This is a genomic window from Bradyrhizobium sp. 41S5 (genome assembly GCF_011516665.3).
Taxonomy (GTDB): domain Bacteria; phylum Pseudomonadota; class Alphaproteobacteria; order Rhizobiales; family Xanthobacteraceae; genus Bradyrhizobium; species Bradyrhizobium quebecense.
In genome coordinates, this window is sequence record NZ_CP083721.1 from 8,283,344 (window position 1) to 8,294,797 (window position 11,454).

An 11,454-nucleotide genomic window follows, 5' to 3' on the forward strand; every position below is an offset into this window, starting at 1 on the left:
CATGACCGCTGCCATCGAAATCTACACCCGCCCGGGCTGCGGTTATTGCACCGCGGCCAAATCGCTTTTGATGCGCAAGAACGCCGCTTTCACCGAACTGAGCGTCGCCAGCAACCCGTCCTATCGCGACGAGATGTACGATCGCGCCGGCACCGGGTCGACGTTCCCGCAGATCTTCATCGGCAAGACCCATGTCGGCGGCTGCGACGAGCTCTACGCGCTCGATCGCGAGGGCAAGCTCGACGGCCTGATCAGCAACGGAGGCGGCGCCTGATGAGCACGGACAACATTTTCACCGCCGCCATGGTGCAGATGCGCACCGGATTGCTGCCCGAGCCGAGCCTCGAGCAGGGCACGCGGCTGATCCGCGAAGCTGCGGCGCAGGGCGCCAAATACGTGCTGACCCCCGAAGTCAGCAACATGATGCAGTTGAACCGCAAGGCGCTGTTCGAGCACCTGGCGAGCGAAGAGGACGACAAATCGCTGCAGGCCTATCGCGCGCTGGCCGCCGAACTGAAGATCCATCTGCATATCGGGTCGCTGGCGCTGCGCTACTCGCCGGAGAAAGCGGTCAACCGCTCGTTCCTGATCGGGCCCGAGGGCAATGTGCTCGCGAGCTACGACAAGATCCACATGTTCGACATCGATCTGCCGGGTGGCGAGAGCTATCGCGAATCGGCCAACTACCAGCCCGGCGAGACCGCCGTGATCTCCGACCTGCCCTGGGGCCGGATCGGACTGACGATCTGCTACGACGTGCGCTTCCCGGCGCTGTATCGCGCGCTTGCCGAGGCCGGCGCGTCGTTCCTCACCGTCCCCTCCGCCTTCACCCGCAAGACCGGCGAAGCGCATTGGCACACTTTGCTGCGCGCCCGCGCCATCGAGACCGGCTGCTTCGTGTTCGCAGCGGCGCAGGCCGGCCTGCACGAGAACAAGCGCGAGACCTTCGGGCATTCGCTGATCATCGACCCCTGGGGCGAGATCCTCGCCGAGGGCGGCGTCGAGCCCGGCGTGTTCCTGGCCGAGATCGATCCCGCCAAGGTCGAGACCGCGCGCAAGACCATCCCTTCACTTCAGCACGGCAGGCGTTTCGGCATCGCCGACCCCAAGGCCGGCCCGGAGCATCTGCACCTCGTCCGGGGTTCGGCATGATCCGCTACACGCTGCGCTGCGAGCGCGGCCATCAGTTCGAGAGCTGGTTCCAGAGCTCGTCGGCCTATGAATCGCAGGAGAGACGTCACCTTATCGATTGCCCGTCCTGCGGCTCTGACAAGATCGAGCGCGCGATCATGGCGCCGCAAATCGTCAGCAAGAAGGGCCGCGAACCGGCTCAGCCGGTGCCGGCCGCCCCGGTCGAGGCGACGCCTGCCGAATCGACGTCGCTGATGATGGCGCAGGAGCGCGAGCTGCGCAGCAAGCTGAAGGAACTGCGCGACCACATCGTGAAGAACGCCGACAATGTCGGCGACCGCTTCCCGAACGAGGCGCGCAAGATGCATTACGGCGATATCGAGCACCGGCCGATCTATGGCGAGGCCTCTCCCGAGGAAGCGCGCGCGCTGATCGACGAAGGCGTCGAGGTCTCGCCACTGCCGACGCTGCCGGAAGACCGGAATTGACCGCGACCTGGCAGGTCTGGGCGTTCCTTTCGGCTATTTTCGCCGCGCTGACCGCGATCTTCGCCAAGGTCGGCGTCGAGGGCATCAACTCCGATCTGGCCACCCTGATCCGCACCGTAGTCGTGCTGATCACGCTGTCCGCCATCCTGTTCGCGACCGGGCAATTCACCCAGGCCGGCCCGATCTCGGGCAAGAGCTGGCTGTTCCTGCTGCTGTCCGGGCTCGGCACCGGCGCGTCGTGGATCTGCTATTTCCGCGCGCTGAAGCTCGGCCCCGCCACACTTGTCGCGCCGATCGACAAGCTCAGCGTGGTACTGGTGGCGCTGTTCGGCGCCGTGTTCCTCGGCGAGCGCCCCTCGGCCTATGGCTGGATCGGGATCGCGCTGATCTCGGCCGGCGCGGTGCTGATCGCGGTGAAGGGGTAATCTTACGCGGCGATCAGCAGCGCGACGCCGATCACGATCAGGACGATGCCCAAAACCTCACGCAGCGAGAACGGCTGCTTGAGCGAGAAATACGCCACGCCCTGCGCGAACAGGACCTCGATCAGCGCCAGCGTGCGCACGTTGGCGGCGGCGGTGAGCGCGAACGCCAGGAACCAGAACTGCGAGGAGAACGCACCCATGAAGCCCGCGAACATCGACGGCCGCCACAGGCCAAGGATTTTTCGCAGCACGTCGGGCGCGCGCAGCAACAGATAGACCGACAGGATCAACGTCTGGACGAACAGGCTCCACATCAGCGTGTAGGAGGCCGCCGTCACAAACGAGACGCCGGGCACGGCAATGATCGCGCCGCGAAAGCTCACCGCCGAAATCGCGAACACCGCGGCGGCGCCGAGGCCGAGCACGGTCGGCCGCAGATCGGCAAAGCTCCTCGAGCCGCCGGGCCTGAGCGCGGTGACGACGACGCCGATCGTGGCGATCACGATCGCGATCACCTTGGCTGACGTGAGATGGTCGCCGAGGAAGATGAAGCCGAAGATCGCGGTCTGGATCGCCTCGGTCTTCATATAGGCCGTGGTCACCACGAAGGAGCGGTCGTTCATCGCCAGCAGCATAAAGCCGGTGCCGACGATCTGGCTGAGCGCGCCGGACAACAGCCACGGCCAGAACGACGCCGCCGGCCACGGCACGCGATCGCCGGTCAGCAGCACCGCCAGCGCGAAGAACACCACCGCGAACGGCAGGCCGAACAGGAAGCGGATATTGGTCGCGCCCCAGGTCCCGAGCGGCCCAGTCAGATGCCGCTGCATCGCATTGCGCGCCACCTGGCCGAACGCAGCGACGATCGTGAAGGGGATCCAGAGCGAGGCGATTGTGAACATGCGGGATGAGTGCGCCGGGGGCGAGAGTGCGCGCACAGCGTGCCGATTACGGCCGACTCGGTCAATCGAAACGGCGCATGACTGGATTGCGCGACGTCCACAAGCGCGGTGTCGTCCCTGCGGAAGCAGGGACCCATAACCACGGGAGGTTTGGGGCATGATGGTTGAACGGGCCATGGCACCGATTAGGTCTGGCGAGGTGTGGAGCAGGACACGTCCTGAACTCAGATCGCGCTCAACAATATCGGCCGGTGGTTATGGGTCCCTGCTTTCGCAGGGACGACACCGGATGTATCCGCGAAAACAGGGCTAACTTTGCAGACCATAAACCGCTAGCAGGGGGCAAGCCGATCCCCCGAACTCCCCGTCGTCCCTGCGGAAGCAGGGATCCATAACCACAGAGAGCGGTTCGTGGCACACCGGTCAGGCAAGCAAGTCACTGAGGTCCCGCCACTCGGGATTATCGCGCTCGATCAGCTCGATCTTCCAGTCGCGCTTCCACCGCTTGAGCTGCTTCTCGCGCGTGATGGCTTCCTCCGCGCGCTGATATGATTCGACATGCACGAGGCGATGGACGCCATATCTCTTGACGAACAGTGAGCCTTTGCCGGCCTTGTGCTCATCCAGCCGTTTGTGAACGGAATTCGTCACGCCGATATACAGCGTGCCATGGCGCTGGCTGGCGAGGATGTAGACATAGTACATGCTCGGAACGCGGATCTCGCCCAGTTATGTGGGCCGGTGGTTATGGGTCCCTGCGTCCGCAGGGACGACACCGGTTGTGTGGATACGGATCGGCCTACACCTCTTCCGCTACCACCATGTAGTTCACGTCCATGTCGGTCGAGACGGTCCATTTGTCGGCGAGCGGGTTGTAGACCACGCCGGCCTGCTCGGTGACGGTGAGATTGACGTCGCCGAGATAGCGCTCGAGCTCGGCGGGGGTGACGAACTTGCTCCATTCGTGGGTGCCGCGCGGCAGCCAGCGCAGCACGTATTCGGCGCCGACGATCGCCAGCGCAAAGCTCTTCCAGTTGCGGTTCAAGGTCGAGACCACCATCAGCCCGCCGGGCTTGAGCATGACAGCGCAGCGCTTGATGAAGGCGCCGACGTCGACGACGTGTTCGACCACCTCCATCGCCAGCACGATGTCGAAGCGCTCGCGTGCGTCCATCTCCTCCACCGTGGTGCAGCGGTAGTCGATCGACAGATGCGCCTTGTCGGCATGCAGCTTCGCGGCTGCGATGTTGGTGGCGGACGGATCGATCCCGATCACCTGGGCCCCGAGCCGGGTGAACGGCTCGCACAACAGGCCGGCGCCGCAGCCGATGTCGAGCAACCGCAGGCCGGACAGGCAGCTCAGGCTCTTGGCGTTACGCTCGAACTTGCGGCAGGCGGCGTCGCGGATATAGGTCAGGCGCAGCGGATTGATCTTGTGCAGCGGCGCCATCTTGCCGCGCGGATCCCACCATTCATCCGACAGTTTTGAGAATTTCGCGATTTCGGCCGGATCGACCGAGGCAGCGGTGGAATTGGAAAGCGTTATGGTCATGAATGCGCGCGCCCCTATCGCGCGGTGATCGAATTGCGAAACGACAGCGGCGAGGCGATGGTCTTGATGGTCTCGATGCCCTCGCCGACGCCGCGGATGGTGACGTCGCCATAATTGAGCAGGCGCCCCATGATGCTCTGGTTGACGTCGACGCTCTCGACCTTGTCGAGGCTCATCTCGAAGGTGCGCCGCTTGATGAAGCCGGTTTTGTGCACGACGCGGAAATTGGTCACGTCAGTCTCGGTAGTCCAGCGATGGAACCAGGCCGCGCCGGTCCAGTACAGCGCCGCGACCGCGACCACTGCGGCGGCCGTAAGGCAGGCCAGCACCAGGCCCTCGACCATCGTCATCCGTGACAGGATCAAGAGCGCCAGGACCAGGATCCAGGCCGCGATCGCCGGCAGATAGAACATCCAGTGCGCATTGGTGGAATACAGCACCTTCTCGCCAGGCTGCAGGATTTCGTCGATGTAGCGTCCCATCCAATTCCGCCTTCGCGTTGCCCCCGCGTTACCCTTGCGCCACAGCCGGCCCGCAACCGGTAAGGCAACCCCAAAAGACCCTCGGGGGACCCCTACCAACCGGCTTGCCCCCGGGCGCGGCGCTATGTATACGCGCGTTTCGGTGCCCGCGCTTGCGGTTTTCGGCGTGGGTTAACCTACTTATCCTCTTAAAGGAATAGACGCGTCGTCATGGGCCGCCTCGTGATGAAATTCGGCGGTACGTCCGTCGCCAATATCGATCGTATCCGCAACGTCGCCCAGCACGTGAAGCGCGAGGTCGACGCGGGCCACGAGGTCGCCGTCGTCGTCTCCGCGATGTCCGGCAAGACCAACGAACTGGTGGCCTGGTGCACCGAGGCCTCGCCGATGCACGACGCGCGCGAATATGACGCGGTGGTCGCCTCCGGCGAACAGGTCACTTCGGGCCTGCTCGCGATCGTGCTGCAGGGCATCGGCATCCAGGCGCGCTCCTGGCAGGGCTGGCAGATCCCGATCAAGACCTCGGACGCGCACGCCTCGGCGCGCATCCTCGATATCGACGGCACCGAGATCATCACCCGCTTCAAGGAGCGCAAGGAAGTCGCCGTGATCGCCGGCTTCCAGGGCATCAATCCCGATACCGGCCGCATCACCACGCTCGGCCGCGGCGGTTCGGACACTTCGGCGGTGGCGATCGCGGCCGCGCTGCGCGCCGACCGCTGCGACATCTACACCGATGTCGACGGCGTCTACACCACCGATCCGCGCGTGGTGCCGAAGGCCCGCCGGCTCGACAAGATCGCATTCGAGGACATGCTGGAGCTGGCCTCGCAGGGCGCCAAGGTGCTGCAGGTTCGCTCGGTGGAACTCGGCATGGTGCACAACATGCCGATCTTCGTACGCTCCAGCTTCGACAAGCCAGAGGATATCGACCCGCACGCCAACCAGCCGCCGGGCACGCTGATCTGCAGCGAGGAGGAAATCATGGAAATGCACGTCGTCACCGGCATCGCCTTCTCCAAGGACGAAGCCCAGATTTCCGTGCGCCAGATCGAGGACAAGCCCGGCGTCGCCGCTGCGATCTTCGGGCCGCTCGCGGATGCCAACATCAACGTCGACATGATCGTGCAGAACGTGTCGGAGGACGGCAAGACCACCGACCTCACCTTCACCGTGCCGGCCACCGACTACAACCGCGCCAGGGACACCATTACGTCCGCCAAGGCCAAGATCGGCTACGCCAGGCTCGACACCGCGACCGATGTCGCCAAGGTCTCGGTGATCGGCAGCGGCATGCGCAGCCATGCCGGCGTCGCCGCGAAGGCGTTCAAGGCGCTGGCCGATCGCAACATCAACATCCGCGCCATCACCACCTCCGAGATCAAGTTCTCGGTCCTGATCGACGCCGCCTATACCGAACTCGCGGTCCGTACGCTGCACACGCTGTACGGGCTGGACCAGGCGTAAGCTTCTCCCGTCATTCCCGGTGCGCAATTGCGTGGCACCGGGGAATGACGAGTGGATGGACCTGGCCCCCTCTCAGGGAATAGGCCGTCCTCCGGTACCGGCGTCCCGGAGTTAGAATTTCTCTTAGCGGGCGCAGCATCGGGCTGACGCAGACGTTATTTGCTACTGGCAGGCGTTTTGCTTGGCAAAGCGAGCCTCGATTGGCTATACGGCCAATCAGGTGGGCTGTCGCGAACTGTGGCACAGTTTGTGCGATCCCGAATCGGCGGGAACTGGCGCGAGCGGCGACGCCGAATGACTAAAATTGTTGTGTTTGACGAGTTTTGCGCCAACGGCCGGCCGGCCCCGTGCGCCGGCCTGGTGGGGAGGGACTGAAGCACATGCGGAGCGCGTCGGGAGGCCCCCGCGTCCTGTTGAGGCGGCTCCGCGAAACCATGGCGGAGCAAGTCTCCGCCCAGGAACGCCTCGACAAGATCGTGGTGCTGATCGCGGCCAACATGGTGGCCGAGGTCTGCTCCTGCTACGTGCTGCGCATCGACAACACGCTCGAGCTCTACGCCACCGAGGGTCTGAACCGCGACGCCGTGCACCGCACCGTGCTGAGCGCGCATGAGGGCCTCGTCGGCCTCGTCGCCAGCGAGGCGACGCCGCTCAATCTCTCCGACGCGCAAAGCCACCCCGCCTTCGCCTACCGCCCGGAGACCGGCGAAGAGATCTACCACTCGTTTCTCGGCGTGCCGATCCTGCGCGCCGGCAACACGCTCGGCGTGCTTGTGGTGCAGAACCGCGCCAAGCGCACCTATGTCGAGGAAGAGGTCGAGGCGCTGCAGACCACCGCCATGGTGCTGGCGGAGATGATCGCCTCAGGCGAGCTTGCCGCGCTGGCCCAGCCCGGCGCCGAGCCCGCCGCGCGGCACTCGCTGCACAAGACCGGCGCGGTGCTCTCCGACGGCATCGCGCTCGGCCATGTCGTGCTGCACGAGCCGCGCGTCGTCATCACCAACTATATCGCCGAGGACCTGCCGAAGGAGATCAAGCGGCTCGACACTGCGCTCGCCAATCTGCGCGCCGATCTCGACCGCATGCTGGAGCGCGGCGACGTCGCCGAAGGTGGCGAGCATCGCGATGTGCTGGAAGCCTACCGCATGTTCGCCAACGACCAGGGCTGGTCGCACAAGCTGCATGAGGCGGTCGCCACCGGCCTCACCGCGGAAGCCGCCGTCGAACGCGTGCAGTCCGACACCCGCGCGCGCATGCTGCGCTCGACCGATCCCTATTTGCGCGACCGCCTGCACGATCTCGAGGATCTCGGCCATCGCCTGATGCGGCAACTGGTCGGCCAGGACCATGCGCCGACGCGCGAACAGCTGCCCGACAACGCCATCCTGATCGCCCGCGCGATGGGCCCCGCGGCACTGCTCGACTATGACCGCAAGCGGCTGCGCGGCCTGGTGCTGGAGGAAGGCACCGCGAATTCCCACGTCTCGATCGTGGCGCGCGCGCTCGGCATTCCCGCGGTCGGCGAGGTGCCGAACGCGCCCGGCATTGCCGATCCGGGCGATGCCATCATCGTCGACGGCATTTCCGGCGAGATCTATGTCCGCCCCTCCGCCGAGATCGAATCCGCCTACGCCGAGCGCGTCCGGTTCCGGGCGCGGCGGCAGGCGCAATATTCGGCGCTGCGCGACAAGCCTTGCGTGACCAAGGACGGCCAGCCGATCGAGCTCCTGATCAATGCCGGCCTGACCATCGACCTGCCGCATATCGAGGACACCGGCAGCGCCGGCATCGGCCTATTCCGCACCGAATTGCAGTTCATGGTGAGCCCGAGCCTGCCGCGTTCGAGCGACCAGCTTGCGCTATACCGCACCGTGCTCGATGCCGCGGGCACCAAGCCCGTCACCTTCCGCACGCTCGACATCGGCGGCGACAAGGCGCTGCCCTACATGGAGACCGTGGTCGAGGAAAATCCCGCGCTCGGCTGGCGCGCGATCCGGCTCGGCCTCGACCGCCCCGGCCTGCTGCGCGGCCAGATCCGCGCACTGCTGCGCGCCGGCGGCGGCCGTGCGCTGAAGATCATGTTCCCGATGATTTCAGAGATCGCCGAGTTCGACCAGGCCAAGGCGATCGTCGAGCGCGAGCTGACCTATCTGCGCCAGCACGGCCATTCGCTGCCGGAGCGGATCGATATCGGCACCATGGTCGAGGTGCCGGCCCTGCTTTACCAGCTCGACGAGCTGCTGAAGAAGGTCGACTTCGTCTCGGTCGGCTCCAACGACTTGTTCCAGTTCCTGTTCGCGGTCGACCGCGGCAATGCCAAGGTCTCGGAACGCTTCGACATCCTGTCGGCGCCGATCCTGCGCGCGCTACGCGACATCGTGCGCAAGGCCAAGATCGCGAAGAAGGCCGCTTCGCTGTGCGGTGAGATGGCGTCGAAGCCGATCGGCGCGCTGGCGCTGATTGCGCTCGGCTATCGCTCGCTGTCGCTGTCGGCGACCGCGCACGGCCCGGTCAAGGCCTTGATCCTCGACCTCGACGCCAAGAAGGCCGAGGCGATGATCAATCCGCTGCTGGACGCGCCGGTCGGCAGCGTCTCGATCCGCGGGGCGCTGACGAAGTTTGCGGAAACCGAGGGGCTGGCCTTGTAGCGACGCTGCCGTCGCCTCTGCCACCCCTTCGCGCTTTCAGCAATTCGAGACTCCGCCATGCTACCCGAAGCCAAACTCGACGTCCTGCTCGCCCATCACGCCTCGCTGGAGGCCGAGCTGCTCGGTCAGGTCAACTCCGAGCGCTATGTTGCGATCACGCGCGAGCTCGCCGAGCTCAATCCGCTGATCGATGCGGTGAAGACCTATCGCTCTGCCCGATCGGAACTCGCCGACACCGAGGCGTTGCTGGCCGATGCGGGGACCGATCCCGAGATGCGCAGCATGGCGGAAGCCGAGCTGGAGACGCTGCAGGCGCGCATCGGCGATCTCGAGCAGAAGATCCGGGTCGCGCTGTTGCCGAAGGACGCGATGGACGACCGCAACGTGGTGCTGGAAATCCGCGCCGGCACCGGCGGCGACGAGGCCTCGCTGTTCGCCGGCGACCTGTTCCGGATGTATGAGCGCTTCGCGGCCTTGCAGGGCTGGAAGGTCGAGGTGATCTCGGCGAGCGAAGGCACTGTCGGCGGCTACAAGGAAATCATCGCCGAGGTGCAGGGCCGCGGCGCCTTCGCCAAGCTGAAATTCGAGTCCGGTGTGCACCGCGTGCAGCGCGTGCCCGACACCGAGACGCAGGGCCGCATCCACACCTCGGCCGCCACGGTCGCCGTGCTGCCCGAGGTCGAGGACGTCGACGTCGACATCAAGGACACGGACTTGCGGATCGAGACCATGCGCGCCGGCGGCGCCGGCGGCCAGCATGTCAACAAGACCGAATCCGCGATCCGCATCACCCATCTGCCGACCGGCATCGTGGTGATGATGCAGGACAGCCGCTCGCAGCACAAGAACCGGGCGTCGGCGATGAACATCCTGCGCTCGCGCATCTATGACGCCGAGCGCCAGCGCGTCGACGCTGCGCGCTCCGCCGACCGCAAGGAGAAGGTCGGCTCCGGCGACCGCTCGGAGCGCATCCGCACCTATAATTTCCCGCAAGGGAGAGTCACCGACCACCGCATCAACCTGACGCTCTACAAGCTGCCGCAGGTGATCGCGGGCGAGGCGCTCGGCGAATTGATCGATGCGCTGACCACCGAGCACCAAGCCGCGCAGCTCGCGGCACAGGGCGCGGCGGCATAACGAGCGCCGCTGCTTCGCTAACGGGCGTGTCGTTCACGTCTCGGCGGGCGGAGAGGACCTCAGCAAGCGGCGCAACGCCGGGCTCGCGGCGCGGCGGAGCTTCTCGATGTTCTTTTTCGAGACCGCCAGGAGCTTCCGCTCTCCCTTCGCCGTCAGCTTGAGCTGAACCCGCCTCCCGTCCACGGGATCGGTGACCCGGCTAACCAACCCGACCTTTGCCATGCGGTTCATCAGCTCGACGGCGGAATTGTGCCGTATCAGTAGAAACCGGGCGATATCACCGACGGTGGGAGGACCGGGTTCGACGAAGCCCTTGATACCGAGCAGCGCCTGGTGCTGCCGCGGCGTCAACCCGGCTTTCCGGGCCCCCTCCTCGCTGAACGCGAGAAACGTCCGCAGCTCGAAGCGAAACTGCGCCAGCGCCCGGTAGTCGACCGTCGCCTTGCGTTTGGTGGCTCCGACGGCGGTTTGTCGCTGCTTGGCTTGAGGCATTCCGTCGTCCCGTTGCTGGCTCGCTCCGCCTGATGGCACGAGCCGGACGACGCTATCAAGCCTGCGCCGGACGGACCATCCTACCGGCCGGCTCCGCAGTCGTGTTTTCAACGGTTTGACGGTCGAGCGGAGCGGGACGACATCACGGCTGCGGCCAGCGGTCGTAGCTCGAACTCAATATCTTCAGCAGCACGATCTGGAAGGCGACCGGAATCCGCGGGCTCCTGCGGCGGATCGACTTCTCCAGCGCCTCGGTGATCTCGCTCTTGGTAAGATGCCCGGCCGAGGCGCGCTCGACCAGATCCCCCCAGACCTCGGACAGCGACTTGCCGATATGGTGCGGTGCCGGGATCGAGATCCCGCGCGACGCCGCCCAGTCGATGATCTCGCGCATGGTTTGTCGTCCGCAATTTCGTGCGGTTGCAAGATGGCGCGCAGTGAGCAGGCGAAGCAGATCGCCCGGCGGTGTCCAGCCCAGCTTCGGCGGCACTTCGTCGAGCAGCTCGACGGCCAGTTCCTTCAGGACGTTCATCGCGCGGATGCTCAGGCCGCCCGAAGGCTCGGCGCCGCCGTCCTCGGTCCCGGCGCGCTCTGCGGTATTTTCGATACGACTGGAAGGCTCCTGGATCATCGCCCCTCACTTACTGGACCCGCACCCGGGCGGTAAACCCTCGATATATATATCGTAGGCCGATATTAGTTCTATCGGAGGCCGATATGATTCGACGAA

Annotated in this window: 13 protein-coding genes; 7 read left to right on the forward strand and 6 right to left on the reverse strand. The window is 65.4% G+C overall.

The features are described from left to right. The first annotated feature begins 1 nt into the window (after nt 1). The 4 genes from grxC to HAP47_RS39675 are packed head-to-tail and all read left to right on the forward strand — an operon-like array spanning nt 2 to nt 2,044. Nucleotides 2–274, forward strand: coding sequence for a glutaredoxin 3 (gene grxC / locus HAP47_RS39660; RefSeq protein WP_173640113.1), 273 nt, complete (start codon nt 2–4; stop codon nt 272–274). Continuing rightward, the gene (locus HAP47_RS39665; protein ID WP_173640112.1) at nt 274–1,152 is read left to right on the forward strand and encodes a carbon-nitrogen hydrolase family protein; all 879 of its coding nucleotides are present in this window, start codon (nt 274–276) and stop codon (nt 1,150–1,152) included. The genes grxC and HAP47_RS39665 overlap by 1 nt, the downstream gene beginning before the upstream one ends. After that, nucleotides 1,149–1,619 carry a DUF1178 family protein gene (locus tag HAP47_RS39670; protein ID WP_173640111.1) on the forward strand — a complete coding sequence of 157 codons (471 nt, stop codon included), beginning with the start codon at nt 1,149–1,151 and terminating at the stop codon, nt 1,617–1,619. The genes HAP47_RS39665 and HAP47_RS39670 overlap by 4 nt, the downstream gene beginning before the upstream one ends. Further along, a complete protein-coding gene (locus HAP47_RS39675) occupies nt 1,616–2,044 on the forward strand; it encodes an EamA family transporter (RefSeq protein ID WP_173640110.1) in 429 nt (142 codons plus the stop codon). The genes HAP47_RS39670 and HAP47_RS39675 overlap by 4 nt, the downstream gene beginning before the upstream one ends. A gap of 2 nt (nt 2,045–2,046) precedes the next feature. On the opposite strand, the gene HAP47_RS39680 is transcribed toward HAP47_RS39675, so the two are convergent. The 4 genes from HAP47_RS39680 to HAP47_RS39695 form a co-directional block, all read right to left on the reverse strand. Further along, nucleotides 2,047–2,946, reverse strand: a complete 900-nt coding sequence (locus HAP47_RS39680; RefSeq protein WP_173640109.1) for a DMT family transporter — start codon at nt 2,944–2,946, stop codon at nt 2,047–2,049. A gap of 423 nt (nt 2,947–3,369) precedes the next feature. Beyond that, complete coding sequence (locus HAP47_RS39685; RefSeq protein ID WP_173640108.1) at nt 3,370–3,651, reverse strand: GIY-YIG nuclease family protein; 282 nt, start codon at nt 3,649–3,651, stop codon at nt 3,370–3,372. 94 nt (nt 3,652–3,745) lie between these two features. Then, nucleotides 3,746–4,498, reverse strand: a complete 753-nt coding sequence (gene ubiG / locus HAP47_RS39690) for a bifunctional 2-polyprenyl-6-hydroxyphenol methylase/3-demethylubiquinol 3-O-methyltransferase UbiG (protein WP_173640107.1) — start codon at nt 4,496–4,498, stop codon at nt 3,746–3,748. A 14-nt stretch (nt 4,499–4,512) separates the two neighbouring features. Beyond that, nucleotides 4,513–4,980, reverse strand: coding sequence for a PH domain-containing protein (locus tag HAP47_RS39695; protein WP_173640106.1), 468 nt, complete (start codon nt 4,978–4,980; stop codon nt 4,513–4,515). Nucleotides 4,981–5,190: 210 nt separating this feature from the next. On the opposite strand from HAP47_RS39695, the gene HAP47_RS39700 reads away from it, so the two are divergent. The 3 genes from HAP47_RS39700 to prfA all read left to right on the forward strand — a co-directional run bounded on the left by HAP47_RS39700 (nt 5,191) and on the right by prfA (nt 10,232). Further along, nucleotides 5,191–6,447 (forward strand): aspartate kinase, encoded by a 1,257-nt coding sequence (locus HAP47_RS39700; protein ID WP_173640105.1) that lies wholly within the window; start codon nt 5,191–5,193, stop codon nt 6,445–6,447. Between the two features lie 380 nt (nt 6,448–6,827). Then, a complete protein-coding gene (gene ptsP / locus HAP47_RS39705) occupies nt 6,828–9,095 on the forward strand; it encodes a phosphoenolpyruvate--protein phosphotransferase (RefSeq protein WP_173640104.1) in 2,268 nt (755 codons plus the stop codon). A 57-nt stretch (nt 9,096–9,152) separates the two neighbouring features. Further along, nucleotides 9,153–10,232, forward strand: coding sequence for a peptide chain release factor 1 (prfA, locus tag HAP47_RS39710; RefSeq protein WP_173640103.1), 1,080 nt, complete (start codon nt 9,153–9,155; stop codon nt 10,230–10,232). Between the two features lie 33 nt (nt 10,233–10,265). On the opposite strand, the gene HAP47_RS39715 is transcribed toward prfA, so the two are convergent. Next, nucleotides 10,266–10,724 (reverse strand): MarR family winged helix-turn-helix transcriptional regulator, encoded by a 459-nt coding sequence (locus HAP47_RS39715; RefSeq protein ID WP_173640102.1) that lies wholly within the window; start codon nt 10,722–10,724, stop codon nt 10,266–10,268. Between the two features lie 142 nt (nt 10,725–10,866). Further along, a complete protein-coding gene (locus HAP47_RS39720) occupies nt 10,867–11,355 on the reverse strand; it encodes a hypothetical protein (RefSeq protein ID WP_173640101.1) in 489 nt (162 codons plus the stop codon). Nucleotides 11,356–11,454 lie beyond the last annotated feature (99 nt).